The 17,981-nt window shown below is 61.2% G+C and carries 12 protein-coding genes; 4 read left to right on the top strand and 8 right to left on the bottom strand.

Features of this window, described 5'->3' with window-relative positions:
- Positions 1-166: 166 nt before the first annotated feature.
- A complete protein-coding gene (locus PYR65_RS12220) occupies positions 167-535 on the bottom strand; it encodes an Hpt domain-containing protein (protein WP_276118172.1) in 369 nt (122 codons plus the stop codon).
- A gap of 665 nt (positions 536-1,200) precedes the next feature.
- Between PYR65_RS12220 and PYR65_RS12215 the strand changes: the two genes are divergently transcribed.
- The 3 genes from PYR65_RS12215 to PYR65_RS30595 all read left to right on the top strand — a co-directional run bounded on the left by PYR65_RS12215 (position 1,201) and on the right by PYR65_RS30595 (position 8,975).
- Positions 1,201-8,133 carry an apolipoprotein A-IV repeat region-like domain-containing protein gene (locus PYR65_RS12215; RefSeq protein WP_276118171.1) on the top strand — a complete coding sequence of 2,311 codons (6,933 nt, stop codon included), beginning with the start codon at positions 1,201-1,203 and terminating at the stop codon, positions 8,131-8,133.
- A gap of 172 nt (positions 8,134-8,305) precedes the next feature.
- A complete protein-coding gene (locus tag PYR65_RS12210; RefSeq protein WP_276118170.1) occupies positions 8,306-8,659 on the top strand; it encodes a hypothetical protein in 354 nt (117 codons plus the stop codon).
- Positions 8,595-8,975: a type II toxin-antitoxin system PemK/MazF family toxin gene (locus PYR65_RS30595; protein WP_407951232.1), complete on the top strand. Its 381-nt coding sequence runs from the start codon at positions 8,595-8,597 to the stop codon at positions 8,973-8,975. The genes PYR65_RS12210 and PYR65_RS30595 overlap by 65 nt, the downstream gene beginning before the upstream one ends.
- 87 nt (positions 8,976-9,062) lie before the next feature.
- Here the strand turns inward: PYR65_RS30595 and PYR65_RS12205 are convergent, their stop codons facing one another.
- The 6 genes from PYR65_RS12205 to PYR65_RS12180 all read right to left on the bottom strand — a co-directional run bounded on the left by PYR65_RS12205 (position 9,063) and on the right by PYR65_RS12180 (position 16,501).
- Positions 9,063-9,956, bottom strand: a complete 894-nt coding sequence (locus PYR65_RS12205) for a cytochrome c1 (protein ID WP_060641008.1) — start codon at positions 9,954-9,956, stop codon at positions 9,063-9,065.
- A 29-nt stretch (positions 9,957-9,985) separates the two neighbouring features.
- Positions 9,986-11,260 (bottom strand): cytochrome b, encoded by a 1,275-nt coding sequence (locus PYR65_RS12200; protein WP_060640838.1) that lies wholly within the window; start codon positions 11,258-11,260, stop codon positions 9,986-9,988.
- Between the two features lie 14 nt (positions 11,261-11,274).
- Positions 11,275-11,853, bottom strand: coding sequence for a ubiquinol-cytochrome c reductase iron-sulfur subunit (gene petA, locus PYR65_RS12195; RefSeq protein WP_060640837.1), 579 nt, complete (start codon positions 11,851-11,853; stop codon positions 11,275-11,277).
- Between the two features lie 371 nt (positions 11,854-12,224).
- Positions 12,225-14,093, bottom strand: a complete 1,869-nt coding sequence (locus PYR65_RS12190; RefSeq protein ID WP_276121049.1) for an ABC transporter ATP-binding protein — start codon at positions 14,091-14,093, stop codon at positions 12,225-12,227.
- 113 nt (positions 14,094-14,206) lie between these two features.
- Positions 14,207-14,590 carry a hypothetical protein gene (locus tag PYR65_RS12185; protein WP_276118169.1) on the bottom strand — a complete coding sequence of 128 codons (384 nt, stop codon included), beginning with the start codon at positions 14,588-14,590 and terminating at the stop codon, positions 14,207-14,209.
- Between the two features lie 42 nt (positions 14,591-14,632).
- A complete protein-coding gene (locus PYR65_RS12180; protein WP_276118168.1) occupies positions 14,633-16,501 on the bottom strand; it encodes an ABC transporter ATP-binding protein in 1,869 nt (622 codons plus the stop codon).
- A 394-nt stretch (positions 16,502-16,895) separates the two neighbouring features.
- Between PYR65_RS12180 and PYR65_RS12175 the strand changes: the two genes are divergently transcribed.
- Complete coding sequence (locus PYR65_RS12175; protein WP_276118167.1) at positions 16,896-17,360, top strand: tRNA (cytidine(34)-2'-O)-methyltransferase; 465 nt, start codon at positions 16,896-16,898, stop codon at positions 17,358-17,360.
- A gap of 16 nt (positions 17,361-17,376) precedes the next feature.
- On the opposite strand, the gene PYR65_RS12170 is transcribed toward PYR65_RS12175, so the two are convergent.
- Positions 17,377-17,946, bottom strand: a complete 570-nt coding sequence (locus PYR65_RS12170; RefSeq protein WP_060640834.1) for an NADPH-dependent FMN reductase — start codon at positions 17,944-17,946, stop codon at positions 17,377-17,379.
- Between the last annotated feature and the right edge of the window lie 35 nt (positions 17,947-17,981).

The raw sequence follows: 17,981 nt of genomic DNA, 5'->3' as shown, positions 1-17,981 counted from the left end.
GCGAATTCACCCGATTTCTTCCAACAAATCCCGTCACCAGTCAACTCAGCCGGTCAACTCGGCCATGTCGCGCCTATGGGATTTGGCACGGTCCGGCATCTCCACAACCCTTTGATGCCGAGAACTTCCCGTGACGGTTGCCGGCGTCATCACCGGCAACGTTCAGTTACCGGCAGAGTTTCAGGATAAACAATTCGGCTTCAAGCACGGCTGCACCGAGCGCCGCAAGGTTTCCGGCGTCCTGCGGCGCCGCTTCGACCGCGGCCGCCGTCTCTGCCACGTTAAAAGCGCCGATGGCGAGAGCCGCGCCCCGCAGGCGGTGGGCGGTAGCAAGGCGGGCATCCGAGCTGTCGGACGACAGTTCCTTCATCAGCTGCCGGGTCTGGCGGGCAAACATCTGCAGCACTTCGATTTCGAGAAGCTTGTCCCCCATCGTCTGCGTCGCCAGATGCACGAGATCGATGGGCCGCGCCGTGGAAGGGCAAGCGCCCCCAAAATTATCGGGTGCTTCGAATGCGATCTTGAGAGCCGCCATGTGCCAATGTCCTTGTTGTGTTTTTTTCTGACGCACCGGCTCGCAACCGGACGTCCCGTTTTAAAAATCCGGTCTTCACCGTCATGACGCTCCGGAATGCCCGGATGTGTCTGGAAGTGCCTGACCCGTCTACCTATTATAAGGCTTCAAGATGGCGGGGACCTTTTGGCGTCCTGCCCTGCAAAGCCGCTATTTGCATCAACTCTGGCGCTGATTAAGCCGGAGTGGCGCTGCTATCTGATTAAAACGCGGCACAAAGAGGGCAGCTTTCGCTTGGCATGGTTAACGGTCATTAAACCGCCTGATTACAAGGGTTTTTGGCCTAAACGCCTCCAATTTTCATTAAGAACTTGTTAGGATTTTAACGAATGCCCAAGGGGCTTAATTGTAAGAAACCGGTGAATGTGTCACTACGGTACGTTGAGGGATTTGTTCATATCTTCTGATAGGAACGGTCCTGGCGGAAAACTGTATTGAATGAAGCACCTAAGGGTCTCAATGCGTTATCCGCCGGTGCGTGGTTGAAATGGGTGCATGTCAGGGTTCTGCGTAGATGGTATGCGCGTATCCTCATGTCACCGTCCGAGTTTCGGAGGTGTTCCCAATGCAGGCGGTGTTGCGGCGGATCCTTCCGAAAGGACAGTTTAGTAACGAGGCGTATCCGCATGGCGACAAATAAAAGCAATGAGTCGATCGACGACAAGGCATTTCAGGCGTTGGAAGACGCTCTGAAAATCGATTTTGACGAGCTTAAGTCTGCCCTCAACGACAAGGCCTCCCCGGATCATCCGGAGGACACTGTGTCCGGCGCGGCCAAACAGGCTTCAGCGCCCAGTGCGGCGAAGAGCCAGAAGGCGCAGCAGGAGCAGGCCGCCAAGGCCGCCCGCGCCGCCGAAACCCAGAGAGCCCTGTCTCCGGAGCCCGCCCCCAAGGCCCCCTCCTTCGCGCCCGCAAACGACGACGGCCGCAAGACGCCTGCTGCGATCCTGCGATCGCTGGACGTCCGCTCCAGCCGCTCGGCCATGCGCATTGCCGCCGCCGTCTCAGCCCTTTGGATTGTCGGCGGCCTCGGTGTCGCCAATCTGCTCTACGGCCCGGAAATCTGGCAGATCCGTTCGCTGGCCGATCTTTCGGCCATGCCGGGCGCCATCGGCGTGGCGATCTTCATCGTCCTGCCGGTCATGCTGTTCTTCTCCTTTGCCATCATGATTTCGCGCGCACAGGAATTGCGCAGTGCCGCCCGCTCCATGGCCGAAGTTGCGCTGCGCCTTGCAGAGCCCGAAACGGCGGCCTCCGAACGCATCATGACGGTCGGCCAGGCCGTTCGCCGCGAAGTATCGGCGATGAACGAAGGCATCGAGCGCACGATCGCGCGCGCCACCGAGCTTGAGACGCTGGTTCATTCCGAAGTCAACGCGCTGGAGCGTAGCTACAGCGACAACGAACTGCGTGTCCGCACGCTTGTGCAGGAACTGGGTCTTGAGCGCGAGTCGATCGTCGGCCATGCCGAACGCATCCGCTCGTCGATCTCCGGTGCCCATACCCAGCTGAAGGACGAGCTGGCGATTGCCGGCGACGACATTTCAAACCGCATCGCCACCTCTGGCGAGGCCTTTGCCTCGATGATCGAAACCCGTGCCGCCGCCCTGATGGAGCGTTCCGATAACGCCACCCAGACGATCGGCGCCATGCTGTCGACCCGCACCGACGCCCTGCTTTCGGGCCTGACCACCGCCGGCGTCTCCCTCAGCAACGAATTCGATACACGGCTGGACAATCTCAGCCAAACGCTGGCAAAGCGCGGACAGCAGCTTCTCGGCCAGTTCGAGACCCGCGCCTCCTCGCTCGATGCCAATACGGAAAAGCTGAATGCCGCGCTCAATGAGCGCGCCCGCCAGCTCAACGAGACGCTGATTGCCCGTACGCGCGATCTCAACGAGAGCCTCAATATCGGCCAGCAGGCCATTACCGGCGGTCTCGACGATATCCTGAATACGTTGAATGCGACGCTGGACGAAAAGGGTGCGAATTTCCGCCAGAGCCTCAAGTCCAGTGCCGATGACATGATCATGGATATCGACCTGCGCACCGGTTTCTTTGATGAGAAACTGCAGACGACCGTCGGTCACCTGGCCACCGCCTTCGACAGCCGTTTCCATGAATTTGCCACCGCCTTCGACAAGCGCGCCAGCCTGCTCGATTCCAAGCTGATGGAAAGCCTTGCCCGGATCAACCAGTCGGTGACCGGCGGTGCCGATTCCATCGGCGGCATTCTGGACGGCGGCATCGACCGCTTCGAAACCGCCCTGCAGGATCAGTCGCTGACATTGGCGACGACGCTCGGCACCACGCAGGATTTCATCGAGCAGACCATCAGCGGCAAGACGGCCGAACTCAGCGACGCCATCGGCAACGCCCATGTCCGCATCGACGATGTTCTGTCGGAACGCTCCGGCAGCCTGATGGGCGCATTGACGGCGGCCCAGGACCGGCTTGAAAACGGCTTTGCGCAGCGCGCAATCTCGCTTGAAACGGCACTCACCGAGAGCCAGCAGCGGCTTGCCGACACGCTGGATGCCCGCGCCAGCGCGATCAATGCCAGCAACCAGCAGCTCGCTCAAAATCTGGACACGCACACAACCGGCTTTATCGACGGCCTGCAGGCCATCCACGGCCGCATCGAGGAAACGCTGACCAACCGCGCCGACGAGATCACCACGTCGATTGCCGCCAGCCAGCTGCGCCTCGACAATACATTGTCGGAACGAACCGTCGAACTCTCCAGCCTGCTCGCCGCAAGCTCGGAATCCATCGACAGCGCCTTTGAAGGTACGGCGGAACGGATCGATACGATCCTGGCACAGCGTACCGGCGCCCTATCCAACGTCCTGTCCTCTTCGACAGCCGCTATCGACGGCGCTTTTGATGGCACCGCCGAGCGGATCGACACGATCCTGGCGCAACGCACTGGCGCCCTTGCCGAGGTGCTGTCCACCTCGACGGCAACGATCGACGGCGCATTTGACGGCACGGCAGAGCGGATCGACACCATCTTGTCGCAGCGCACCGGCGCGCTTGCCGAGGTGCTGTCCACCTCGACCGCAGCGATCGATGGTGCATTCGACGGTACGGCCGAGCGGATCGACACGATCCTGGCACAACGCACTGGCGCTCTCGCCAATGTCCTGTCCACATCGACGGCCGCGATCGACGGTGCATTCGACGGTACGGCCGAGCGGATCGACACGATCCTCTCGCAGCGCACCGGCGCCCTTGCCAATGTCCTGTCCACGTCGACCGCCGCCATCGACGGCGCGTTTGACGGCACGGCAGAGCGGATCGACACCATCCTGTCGGAACGCACCGGCGCGCTCGCCAATGTCCTCTCCTCATCGACCGCAGCCATTGATGGCGCGTTCGATGGCACGGCCGAACGTCTCGACACCATCCTGTCGCACCGCACGGGCGCACTGGCCAACGTCTTGACCTCCTCGGCCGGTGCTATCGAACAGGCCATCGGCGGCACTGCCGATCGCCTGGAGAGCGTCATGACCGAACGCAGCCGCGCGCTTGGCGACACGCTCTTGACCCAGACCACCACGCTCGACATGCTTTTGTCGGAACGCTCCGCCGAAATCTCCGGCACCATGGCTGCCCGCGCCACCGAAATGACGGAAACGCTCAGCACCCAGACCGAGGAAATTGCCGACAGCCTGTCCTACCGCGCCAGCGCCATTGCCGAAACAATGGCCGACCGCGTCAGCGACATCGAAAAGGAACTCTCCGGCCGCGTTGCTGCGATTGCCGACGATCTCTCGGGCCGCGTCAGCGATATTGCCGGCACGATGACCAGCACCTCGGCGGAAATTGCCAGCGCCCTGTCCGGTCATGCCTCCGAGCTGGCTCTCGCCATGACCGGCCGCGCAGCCGATATCGAGCAGACCCTTGCCGGCCGCGCCGACCAGCTATCGACATCGCTGTCTTCCACCCACGACCAGATCCGCGCAACGCTCGACGACCGGATCAACGCGATCAATGTCGCCGTGGTGCAAGGCACCGGCCAGCTGTCCGATGTTCTGGCCGAACAGTCCATGTCGATCGCCACGACGCTTGCCACCTCCGCCAGCATGCTGGAAATGTCGCTGGACGAACGCCAGGCCGAACTGGGAAGCACGATCGACAGAAGCGCGCTTGCGCTTGAGCAGCGCATGCTCGCCAGCACCAGCCACGTGGCCACCCAGCTTGGCGAAACGGCTGACCAGATCAGCCGCGCTGCCGACACGCTGACGCACCGTATGGATACGTCGCTCACCGCGATCAACAGCAGCGTCGATGAGACCGGCGCCCGCATCGAAACCAGCCTTGGCGCCCTTGAGGGCCGCATCCGCGAAAGTGTCGGTGGTGTCAGCGAATTCGTTGATAATGCCGGTCAGCGGATCGCCGATACGCTCTCTGCCAAAGTCTCCGAACTGGATGAAGTCAGCGACCGCGCCGCTGCGCGCATTGCCGGCAGCCTGTCCGGCCACACCGGCGAGATCGACCGCATCGGCAGCGTTGCCGCCGCGCGGATTGCCGATGCGCTCTCCAGCCATACGGCCGAATTCGACCAGATCAGCACGGCAGCTGCCGCCATGATCACCGACAGCCTGGCTGGCCGGACCGAAGAGATCGACCGTGTCGGTAATGCTGCCGCAGCGCGCATCGCCTCGACCCTGTCCGACCACACGGCCGAACTTGACCGCGCCGGCACGCTCGCCGCCGACCGGATCGCGGTCAGCCTTTCCGGCCGCGCCGACGAGATCGGCCGCATCAGCGGCGAAGCCGCGACCCGTATCACCGAGACGCTCACCACCCATACCGCCGAACTCGACCGCGTCACGGCCGCTGCCGCAACCCGCATCGAAGCCAGCATCGAAGGCGGCACGGGCCGTATCGAAGAACGCCTCGGCACCATGGACCGCGCGCTGTCGATTGGCCTCGACAATGTCAGCCGCACGATCGAAGGCAAGGCCGCCGGCCTTGTCACCAACCTGCGCGGCGCCGTCGGCGAAGCGGCCCAGGGCATCGACGCCGAAGCCCAGCGCTCGGCCGAACTGCTCGCCAAGGCCGGCGACGATTTCGCCCAGGCGATGGCGGCACGCCAGGCCGACTTCCAGTCGGCGGTGGAGCAGACGGCAGCGACCGCCGCGATGCGCAGCGCCGAGCTTGCCCGTTCCGTCGGCGAAGCATCCGATGGCGCTGCCGCCCGGATCGCCCAGACCCAGTCGCGCGTTGCCGAACAGGCATCCTCGCTCAACCAGAGCCTCAGCGACGTTGAGAAGGCGCTGGAGACCCGTGGTAACTCGATCCGCACCACGCTTGACGACAGCACCCGCGAACTCAACTCGATGCTCGCTGGCCGTTCCGCCGAGCTGACACGTATCATCGACGAGCAGGCCCGCCCGATCATCGACCAGTATGCCGCCACCGGCAAGGAAGCGGCCGACCGGATCAGCGAAGTGGCACAGCAGAGTGCGCAGCGTCTGCGCGCCGAAAATGCCAGCCTACTCGACAGCCTGACCGAGCGCACCGGCGAGACGCTGAATGCGATCTCCAGCCGTGCCGAAGAAACGGCCAAGGCCATGAAGATGGTCGAAAACCGTCTGCAATCGACGGCCATGGGCCTGATCGACCAGCTGGCTGCCAGCAACAGCTCGATCGCCGGCGTCATCGAACAGGCCAGCACCAATCTCGGCGCCATGGACGAGCAGCTGGAATCCACCACCGCGCGCTTCTCCGAATCCGCCACCCGCGCCTCCGACATGCTGTCCACCTCGACCCGCCTTCTCGAAGGCAAGGTCGACAAGCTGGCCGATATTTCCGGCTCCACCCTGTCGCAGATCGGCGGCATTGTCGGCCGCTTTGAAGACCATTCCAAGGTTCTCAGCCAAGCGTCCGATCTGCTTGCCGCCGCCCAATCCAATCTGGTCAGCACGCTCGAAGAGCGCCAGGATGCGCTGCGGACCTTGTCCGTCGGTCTCGTCAGCCGGTCCGAAGAGATCGAAAAGACCATGCATGCGCTTGAAGGCTTCGTCGATGGCGCCTTCCAGCGCGCGGAAGACCGCTCGGCCCAGGTCGCAGGAAACCTGCGCTCCGGCATCCAATCGTCCTTTAGCGATGTCGGCCGCATTCTGAGCGAAGCCGAACAGCGCGCCGCTTCGGCCGCCGAGGCCATGCGCAATGCGGTGGTCAAGGCCGGCGACGAAGCCAGCCTATCGGTCGAATCGGTCTTCGTGCGGGCAGAGGAACGCTCCAACGAGATCGCCAGCAACCTGCGTGCCGGTGTCCAGTCGTCCTTCGCCAATGTCAGCAAGACGCTTTCGGAAGCCGAAGCCCGCGCCGCATCCGCCAGCGAAGCCATGCGCGCCGCCGTCACCAAGGCCGGCGAAGATGCAAGCCTCTCGGTCGAAGGCGCCTTCGTGCGTGCCGAGGAACGGTCAAAGGAAGTTGCCTCCCGTCTGCGCGGCAGCGTTGGTGCATCGCTCTCGGACATCGATCGCCTGATGACCGAAACCAGCAAGAAATCCGATGGCACAGCCGAGCATATGGGCACGGCCATCCGCCAGGCCGTCGAAGAGGCGGTCAGCCGCTTCAGCGGCGCCACCGACGAAATCCGCCGCTCGGCCCACGAGATCCGCAAGGAACTCGACATGACCCGCGAGGAGCTGAAGCGCGGCGCCTTTGACCTGCCGGAAGAAGCCAAGGAAAATGCCTCGGTCATGCGCCGTGCGGTCGCCGAACAGATCAAGGCGCTGCAGGAACTGTCCGACATCATCGGCAAATCCTCCGGCCAGCTCGAGATCGCCCAGCCGTCCGTTCGCCAGCAGACTGCGGCACAGCAGGCCATCCAGCAGGCCGTAGCGCCCGCCCCGGTCCGCGCCGTAACCCAGCAGCCCGCGCCTGAGCAACGCCGCCCTGAGCCCGCCCTTCGCGGCAGCCTCGGTATCGAGCAGCCGCGTCCTGCAACGCCGCAGCCCGTTGCCCAGCAGCCGGCCGTCCAGCAGCCTGCTCTTCAACAGCCCGTTGCCCGTCAGCCGGAGCCACAGGCAGCAGGCAGCCAGCGGACGGAAGAAGGAAGCGGCTGGATGCGCGATCTCCTGCGCGGCGCCTCGCGTGACGAAGACGCCGCAACCACCGCAGCACCGGTCCAGCGCACTGCGGAACCCCAGCCGGCGGCGCCTGCGGCCCGCTCCGGCGATACCCGCAACCCGCGCCATGTGATGGAATCTCTGAACTCGCTGTCGGTCGATATCGCCCGCGCCATCGATCATGATGCGTCGGTCGATCTCTGGCGCCGCTACCAGCGCGGCGAACGCGACGTGTTCACGCGCCGCCTCTATACGCTCAAGGGCCAGCAGACCTTCGACGAGATCAAGCGCAAGTATGACCGCGAACCGGAATTCCGCACCGCCGTCGATCGCTATATCGCCGACTTCGAAAAACTGCTCGGCGACGTTGCCCGCAACGACCGCGACAAGGTGATGACGCAGACCTACCTGACGTCGGACACGGGCAAGGTCTACACCATGCTCGCCCATGCCGCCGGACGGTTCAGCTGAAAGCGTTGAGCGCAGTCTGAGACATCAAGGCCCCGGAGGAAACTCCGGGGCTTTTTTATTATCGACAAGGCCTCCCAGGATGCCCTCTTTGACCGCAGGATGGAGATGTTGACAGGGGTCGATGTTCGGCTACCATACCCCGCCTAGACCCCTCCGGCGCAAGCGAGCCAGCATGGTTCCCCAGGTGAAAATTTCCGATATCGCCATTTGGATCAAGCATGTCGAAAACCCACAACTCCGTGCGCGGTTGAAGGCTTTGCCGGACGAGGAATTCATTAATCTGGAAACGGATGGAGTTATCGGCCGGTGGGTGCGCATGAAAAGCGGAAAAGACGGCCGTCCGACAGAAGGCATCTGGCCAGACGGGAATATGAAAAAAGTCTGGAATGATTGGTATAAAACCAGAAGAGGCGAACTCGTCTCGATCCGCGAGGTGCAGTTCGCAGACGATTATCTGGTCAATGTTTCCAAGCTATTTGTCGAATGGGACAGCCCGGAGGATGAGGAAGCATTTCGTGATCTGTGAAAGATACGAAACCATTGTCGTCCCCTTTCCCTTCTCAGACATTCCCATTTTAAAGCGGCGCCCGGCAGTGGTCCTTTCAGGAGCAGCATTTAATGATGCCAACCAATCGACCGTAGTCGCGATGATCACTACGGCGAAGGCGACATCGTGGCCAAGCGACGTCGTGCTTAAAGACCTGTTGTTCGCAAATCTCCCGCAGCCTTGCCTCGTCCGGTGGCGACTGGCCACGATCCCCAACGCTCTTATTCTCAGAAGCTCGGCGCATTGGCTGTTATTGATCGGCTGGCGTGTGAGCGCGAGTTCGCCAACATTTTGATTTAGAGCCTCGGACGGCCCCAAATAATGGGCACAAAAAAAGGCGGCCACACGGACCGCCTCTTGTCGTTCGAAGCCTTGAAAAGCCTCAATGTTCCTTGTTGGCGTAAACCGACTTCTTCGTCAGGTAGATCAGGCCCGTAAAGATCAACAGGAAGATCATGACCATGAAGCCGGTGCGCTTGCGCGCTTCCAGATGCGGCTCTGCAGCCCACATCAGGAAGGCGGAGACGTCGCGCGAATATTGCTCGACTGTCTGCGGCGAACCATCGTCATACGTGACCTGATCGTCGGAGATCGGCTTTGCCATCGCAAGTGCCGCCGCATTGGCGAAATACGGGTTGTAATGGGTGCCCGGCGAAATCTCGACACCTTCCGGCGCGTCCTGGTAGCCGGTCAGCAGCGCGTGGATATAGTCCGGGCCGCCTTCCTGATACTGGGTGAACATGTCGAAGATGAAGGTCGGGAAGCCGCGCTCGATACCGCGCGCCTTGGCGATCAGCGAGAAGTCCGGCGGTGCTGCACCATTGTTGGCAGCAGCGGCGGCCTCGGCATTCGGGAATGGCGAGGGGAAATGATCCGAAGCCACGGCCTTGCGGGTATACATTTCGCCGTCGGCGTTCGGGCCGTCCTGGACTTCGTAATTGGCCGCAAAGGTCTTTACCTGGGCCGGCGAGTAGCCAAGGCCTTCCAGCGTGCGGAAGGACACAAGGTTCATCGAGTGGCAGGCGGAACAGACCTCGGTGTAGATCTTCAGGCCGCGCTGCAGCTGGCCCTTGTCATAGTGGCCGAACGGTCCGGCAAAGGACCATTCTTCCTGCTCCGGCTTGTGGATCGGGTAATGCGGCGTGCCGCCACCATGCTCTTCCTCAGCGGCAGCACCGGCAGGCTTGGCTTCACCGGTCTCAGCGGCGAACACCATGCCTGCACCAAGTCCGGCGACGACTGCGAGCGAAAGAATGCCTGTAACAAGCTTTTTCATTGTTTTGGGTTCCTTGATCTTCGCAGACATCACGCAGCAACTGGCTTTTTCTTCGCAGCCTGTTTTTCCAGAACCGCTTCGGTAATGGAATTCGGGATGCGCTTCGGCGTCTCGACCAGGCCGAGAACCGGCATGATGACGAGGAAGAAACCGAAGTAATAGAGAGTGCCAAGCTGCGACATCACGACGTAGAGGCCTTCAGCAGGACGCGAGCCCAGCCAGCCGAGCAGGATGGCGTTGATCACGAAGAGCCAGAAGAACAGCTTGTACCAGGGGCGGTAGACGGCGGAGCGAACCTTCGACGTATCGAGCCATGGCAGGAAGAACAGGATGATGATCGCACCGAACATCACCAGAACGCCACCGAGCTTGGAATCGATCGGGCCGACATTGAAGGTGATGGCGCGCAGCATCGCGTAGAACGGCAGGTAGTACCATTCCGGAACGATGTGGGCCGGTGTCTTCAGCGCATTGGCCGGGATGTAGTTGTCGGGATGGCCAAGGAAGTTCGGCATGTAGAAGACGAACCATGCGTAGAACAACAGGAAGACCGATACGCCGAGCGCGTCCTTGAGGGTCGCGTAAGGGGTGAAGGCAACCGTGTCCGTCTTGGTCTTGACCTCGACGCCGGTCGGGTTGGTCTGGCCGACCACATGCAGGGCCCAGATGTGAAGGACGACGACGCCGGCGATCATGAAGGGCAAAAGGTAATGCAGCGCGAAGAAGCGGTTGAGCGTCGGATTGTCAACGGCAAAGCCACCGAGCAGGAACTGCTGGATCCATTCGCCGACCAGCGGGAAGGCCGAGAAGAAGCCGGTGATAACCGTGGCGCCCCAGAACGACATCTGACCCCAGGGCAGAACGTAGCCCATGAAGCCGGCAGCCATCATCAGAAGGTAGATGACAACGCCGAGGATCCAGAGGATTTCGCGCGGCGCCTTGTACGAGCCGTAGTAGAGCCCGCGGCCGATATGCAGGTAGACGGCGATGAAGAAGAACGACGCACCGTTGGCATGCATGTAGCGCAGCAGCCAGCCCTGGTTGACGTCGCGCATGATCTTTTCGACGGAATTGAACGCAACCGTCGTTTCGGCGGCGTAATGCATGGCCAGAACGACACCGGTCAGGATCTGGATGATCAGCATCACCGAGAGCATGGCGCCAAATGTGTAGGCGTAGTTCAGATTGCGCGGAACCGGATAGGAAACGAAGCTGTCATGCACGAGCCGCGGCAGCGGCAGGCGCGAATCCACCCATTTCTCGATACCGGACGTCGGCGTATAGGTTGAATGATCACCACTCATAATCAGTATTCCCCTCAACCGATCTTGATGACTGTGTCGGTAGCGAACGCAAATGTCGGTACGGCGAGGTTCTGCGGTGCCGGGCCCTTACGGATACGGCCGGCCGTATCGTAGTGAGAGCCGTGGCACGGACAGAACCAGCCGCCAAAATCGCCGGCCTGGCCAAGCGGTACGCACCCCAGATGCGTGCAGGAGCCGACCATGACGATCCAGTTTTCTTTTTCCTTGCCGGCGGAGCGGTCAAGGTCCGTCGCCGTCGCATCAGCTGGCAGGTTGGCGTTGCGCGCAACCGGGTCCTTCAGGTCGGCCAGCGCAACGGCATTGGCTTCCTCGACTTCCTTGTCTGTCCGGTTGCGGATGAAGATCGGCTTGCCGCGCCATTTCACCGTCAGCGACATGCCCGGCTGCAGGCTTGCAACATCGACCTCGATCGAGGCCAGCGCCAGCGTCGAGGCGTCGGGCCGCATCTGGTCGATGAACGGCCATGCAACGGCGGCGGCACCAACCGCACCGGCCATGCCGGTGGTCAAATACAGGAAATCGCGGCGAGTGGGCTCGCCCGAGGTTTCGCTTGATATCTCGTGTTCGCTCACGGCTAAACCATCCTCTCACGCAATGTTTTGCGGAAACCGCACTGTCCCCGGCGTCGATCCGCGCCCCGTGCTGACACTTGAGCGAAAGAACAGCGCCAAATCAATAAGCCTCTATGCACGATTCGAAGAAAACTTTCGCCTTCTCCGCTCATGCACCAAAACCGGGCAAACCTCGCCCATCAAAAAAACGGCAGATTCCCCCGGCATTCCGGCGCGTTCTATGCTTGATCGCTGGGGATGTCTAGCCTTGGGTGCAAGGGGTGAGCCACATTGTCGCGGGAAAACCGAAGCCGATGTTCGCAAACCGCTTTTTGCCGCCCGGTGCGATCGAAACGCGGCATTGCAGGGCCGCTTGACGCCACTCCGGTGCGTTATTCGGCCGCAGCCTCGCGGGCCAGAAAACCGCCGGACTGGCGCAGCCACAGATCGGCGTAGAGACCGCCGGCTGCGATCAGCTGGTCATGGGTCCCATCTTCGACGATCCGGCCCTGATCCATGACGATCAGACGGTCGAGCGCTGCGATGGTGGACAGGCGATGCGCAATGGCAAGCACGGTCTTTCCATGCATCAGCCGGTCGAGATTGGACTGGATGGCGGCCTCGACTTCCGAATCAAGCGCCGAAGTCGCCTCGTCGAGCACGAGGATCGGCGCGTCCTTCAGCATCACGCGTGCTATCGCCACCCGCTGGCGCTGCCCGCCGGAGAGCTTCACTCCGCGCTCGCCCACATGCGCGTCAAATCCCCTGCGGCCCCTTTGGTCCTGCAGATTCTCGATAAACTCCAGAGCCTCTGCCTTTTCGGCGGCCTCGCGCAGGCCGTTTTCGTCGGCATCGGGACGGCCAAACAGGATATTGTCGCGGATCGAGCGGTGCAGCAGCGAGGTATCCTGGCTGACGACGCCGATCTGCATGCGCAGCGATTCCTGCCGCACTGTGGAAATGTCCTGTCCGTCGATCAGGATGCGGCCGGATTCCAGATCGTAAAAGCGCAGCAGCAGATTGACGAGCGTGGTCTTGCCAGCGCCTGAGCGGCCGACAATGCCGATTTTCTCACCCGGCCGGACCACGAGAGACAGGTTATCGATAACGCCCTGCCCCTTGCCGTAATGGAAATGAATATTCTCGAAACGGATCGCGGGGCTTTTGACGACAAGGGCCGGCGCATCCGGCTGATCGACCAGCTGAACAGGCTGCGAAATCATTTCGGCGGCGTTCTGGATCGTGCCGATATTGCGCATGATGCCGTTAAATTGAACCATCATCCGGCTAAGGAGAAAATTCAGCCGCAGGATCAGCGCCATGGTAAATGCCACGGCGCCTGAGCTGATTGCCCCGGACAGCCAGAGATCGACGCTCAAGCCTGCCATGGTGACGATCATGATCCCCGACAGAAACGCCATGGAGGCGCGCACGCCGGTGATGAACCGGGTGAAGCGCAGGATCGTATCCTGGTAGATATCGAAGCCCTTCCGCATGTAGCGGTCGTTTTCCTCGTCGCGCGCAAACAGTTTCAGCGTCTGCATGTTGCTGTAGGCATCGACCATGCGGCCGCTCAGCATGGACGACGCTTCGGCTGTTTCCTTGGAATGTTTGCGGATGCGCGGCACGAAATAGCGCGCCAGGAAGGCAAAGCCGATCAGCCAGAGCAGAACGACGACGGCAAGCGACAGATCGAGCTGTCCGACCAGCACCAGCGTCGAGACCGAATAGATGCCGACGAACCAGACGCTTTCCATCAGCGACGTCACGACATCGCCGACCGCCTGCCCGCCCGACCAGACCTTGGTGACGATGCGGCCGGAAAAATCGTTCTGGAAGAATGACAGGGATTGCCGCGAGACATGCAGGTAGGATTGCCAGCGCACCAGATTGTAGAACCCGGGCGTGATCACCTGCTGATCGACCAGCGCCATCACCAGCGACACCACGAAACGGACGATGCCGATCAGGACGAGCATGCCGAACAGCTCGGCGCCGTGCGCGGCCAGGAGCCCGCTCCAGCCGTCGGCCGGCTTGACCGTTGCGAGGATATCGACGACGCGGCCGACAAACCAGAACAGCGTCGCCTCGATCGCCGCCGTCAATCCGCCGAGAATAAGCATGGCGATGAATGGCGCCTTGGCCTGGCGGATGTAGAACCAGATATAGGGGATCAGCCGTTCCGGCGGCTGCAAGCCGTCGCGAACAGCGAAAGGCTGTATCCAGTTCTCGAAATAGGCAAACAGGGCGCGCAGCAGCATCTCTCCGATATAGGCAGATTCGCGCGCGCGGCAATCCGGAATCGGCCGCAACCGCCGATGATCTCGATTACAAATCCGTCATGTTCAAAAGCGGTGCTTTCAGCCCCAATTTTTCAGTCGTCATCATGGCCGGCGAACGGATAGACGCAAAACTCGAGTTCATAGCCGAGCGCCGAAACCAGAGCCATGGTCGAGGGCTTGAGGCCAAGGCTGAAACCCGCCGTCGTCGCGCTATCGAAATAGACGGCAATGCGAATGCAATGGCCATGCCCAAGATTTCTAAGCGACGACAGCTGCGCCGCATAGGCATCGAGATGCAGCGCCACGAAACGGCTGGCATCCGTTTCATCCAGGGTCAGCTGAGGCGGCTCACTGAGGAAGCCGCCATTCTTTCCGTAGCGGCAGGTCCAGTCCGGATTTCCAGCGGTGAAGACATCGAATGCCGCCGTGCGCTCACCCTTTATCAGGACGTCGAATTCAAAACCGATATCGTTCACGCCGATCGCCCTAGAAGTTGACATGCAAGGCTTGGAGGCGGCCTATTCGGCCGCCTCCTCCTTTTGTTTGTCCGTGCCATCGCCATCATCGGCGATGAACCCGCCGGATTGCCGCGACCAGAGATCGGAATAGAGACCGCTGCGGCTGATCAGCTCGGCATGGCTACCGGTCTCGACGATCTTGCCGGCTTCGAGAATGACCAGCCGGTCCATCTCCGTCAGCGTCGACAGGCGGTGGGCGATCGCGATCACCGTCTTGCCCTTCATCAGCGCAAACAGGTTTTCCTGAATGGCCGCTTCCACTTCCGAATCGAGCGCCGAGGTTGCCTCGTCAAGGATCAGGATCGGTGCATCCTTCAGAAAGACCCGGGCAATGGCGATCCGCTGGCGCTGGCCGCCGGACAGCTTGACGCCGCGTTCGCCGACCTGGGCATCCAGTCCCCTGCGACCCTGGTTATCCTCGAGCTGTTCGATGAAATCCCAGGCATTGGCCCGCTTGGCGGCGGCGATAATGTCGGCATCACCGGCTTCCGGGTGACCATAGGCGATGTTGTCTCGGATCGAGCGGTGCAACAGCGACGTATCCTGCGTTACCACGCCAATCTGGGCGCGCAGGCTGTCCTGCGTCGCCGCAGCGATATCCTGCCCGTCGATCCGGATCGTACCCGATTCCAGATCGTAGAAGCGCAGCAACACGTTCATAAGCGTCGTCTTGCCAGCGCCCGAGCGTCCGACCAGGCCGATCTTCTCGCCCGGCTTGATCGCGAGCGAGAGGTTTTCGATCACGCCCTTGTTCTTGCCGTAGTGGAAGCCGATATTTTCGAACGCGATGGCCCCCTGCGGTGCCTTCAGCACCTTGGCATTGTCGTTATCGACAATGTCATGCGCCTTGGTCATCATGCTCATGCCGTCATAGACCGTGCCGATATTCTCAAACAGCGCCGAGACTTCCCACATGATCCACTGCGACATGCCGTTGATGCGCATGGCGAGCGATACGGCAATGGCGATCGAACCGACCGACATGCCGCTGGTCATCCAGAAATAGATGCCGAGCGCCGAGATCGCAAACAGCGCGATGCAGTTGTTGGTGTAGACGAGCACATGGAACAGCGTCACCTTGCGCATCTGCCGGTGCACGGTCTGCAGAAACGCATCCATGCTTTCCTTAGCGTAGAACTCCTCGCGGCCGGCATGCGAAAACAGCTTGACGGTGGCGATATTGGTATAGCTGTCCACCACGCGGCCGGTCATCATCGAGCGTGCATCAGCCTGATCCTTGGAGATTTTGCGGAGCCGCGGCACGAAATGCGTCACGATGCAGATATAGATGATGATCCAGACGATCAGCGGCGCCAGAAGCCGCCAGTCGGCGGCGGCCACCACGACGAGCATCGAGATGAAATAGGCAACGACATAGACGAAGACGTCGAGGATCTTCATCACCGTTTCGCGCACGGCAAGCGAGGTCTGCATCACCTTGGTGGCGACGCGGCCGGCAAACTCGTTGGCGAAAAAGGTCATGCCCTGGCGCAGCAGATACCGGTGCATCTGCCAGCGCGCGATCATCGGATAATTGCCAAGAAGCACCTGATGCATGATGATCGAATCGATCGCGACGACCGTTGGCAGGCCGATCAGGATGAGCGCGCCCATCCAGATCAATTTGGTGCCTTCGCTTTGCAGGAACGTGTCCTGCTTGGCGGACGACAGCCAATCCACGACATTGCCGAGAAACTGGAACAGCGCCACCTCGCCGATCGCGATCAGCATGGTGCAGACCGACATGGTCAACAGCCAGGGGGCCGCCGGCTTGGTATAGTGCCAGCAGAACGCGAACAGACCCTGCGGCGGAACCGTGGGCTCCTCGACGGGATAGGGATTGAGGCGGGATTCAAACCAGCCGAACATGCTAAGCTCCTTCAGGAAGCCAATGAAGGAAGGCGGGACATCCCGCATTCATCGATCAGAAACATAAAAACCCGGAAAACAGCTCAATCGTGAACGCGAGACGTGTTCGTCCGGAATGCGGGCGGTCGAGCGCAAGGATGCCGTAAAAGGAAAAGCGCGAAACCGGTCAGCCGAAAAGGACTGGAGGCACAGCCTGGAGGCTGGTGGTCATTCGAATATCCATGCATGCCTCCTATGGTTCGCGTTGAAGATGAAGCATGACTAGAATGATTTGCGCCGGTACGCCAGATTGTCCATGGCGTTTTTTTCATCATTTTTGTCTCTGTCAGGATTCTGTTGCCATTACGGCACAGATTGATTACGGCCATTGATGAAGCCCATAAGACTTGTTGATATGTCGCCACATTTACTGCGCATCGCCCTCTACCAGCCCGATATTCCCGGCAATACCGGCACGATCTTGCGCCTTGCCGCGTGTCTGGGTCTTGCCGTCGATATTATCGATCCCGCCGGGTTCGATTTGTCCGACAAGAACCTGAAGCGCGCCGGCATGGATTACATCGCCTCTGTCACGCTGACCCGCCACGTCAACTGGGAGTGCTTCGAGGCGGTGCGCCGGCATGAGGGCCGCCGCCTGGTGCTGGCCTCCACCAAGGCGGCAGAGCCCTATACGCGGTTCTCCTTCCAGCCCAACGACACGCTGCTCTTTGGCCGCGAGAGCGCCGGGGTTCCCGATCACGTCCATGACAGGGCAGACAGCCGCATCATCGTCCCGATGGTCGAGGGCCAGCGATCGCTGAACGTGGCCATGTCGGTGGCGATGATCGCGGGCGAAGCGCTCCGGCAGGTCGCCGGCTGAGAGCGACGCTTCCGCGTCACGCCGCAACGCCCGCATAGGCGTTTTCTGCCCGGGCCGCTTTCAGGGCGCTGGCCCACCATTTCAGGCGCCGCAGCATCACCATCAGCCCGGCCTTGGCTTCCGCCGCCTTGAACGGATTGCCGGCGGCATCGAACTGGCCCCAGACATTGGAAAAGCTGACGGTGTCGCGGATGGTGACGGTGTGCAGTTCGGCAAAGACCTGGCGCAACTGCTCGACGGCCCGCAAGCCGCCCGAAATGCCGCCATAGGAGATGAAACCGACCGGCTTTGCGTGCCAAGGCTCGTAGCAGCTGTCGATCAGTTCCTTCAGGCAGGCCGGATAACCATGGTTATATTCCGGCGTCACGATGATGAAGGCGTCGGCGGCAGCGATCTTGTCTTCAAGCGCCTCACCGTCAAGAACCCCGTCCCCGGCGCCACCCTTCAGCTCCAGAGGATCGATCAGCGTGATGCGGAAACCGCATTCGGCCCACAGCTCCGTCAAGGCCCAGTTGACGACGGTGTCGCAGAAGCGCCCTTGGCGTGCGCTGCCATAGACGACGGCGATGGTCATTTTCTCGTTCATGTCTGCAAAAGCTCCGTTGCCGATAGAATGGAGCT

It is taken from the genome of Pararhizobium qamdonense (assembly GCF_029277445.1).
Taxonomy (GTDB): Bacteria; Pseudomonadota; Alphaproteobacteria; order Rhizobiales; family Rhizobiaceae; genus Pararhizobium; species Pararhizobium qamdonense.
The sequence above is the reverse complement of the archived record's forward strand: the minus strand, read 5'-3'. Positions and strand labels throughout refer to the sequence as shown.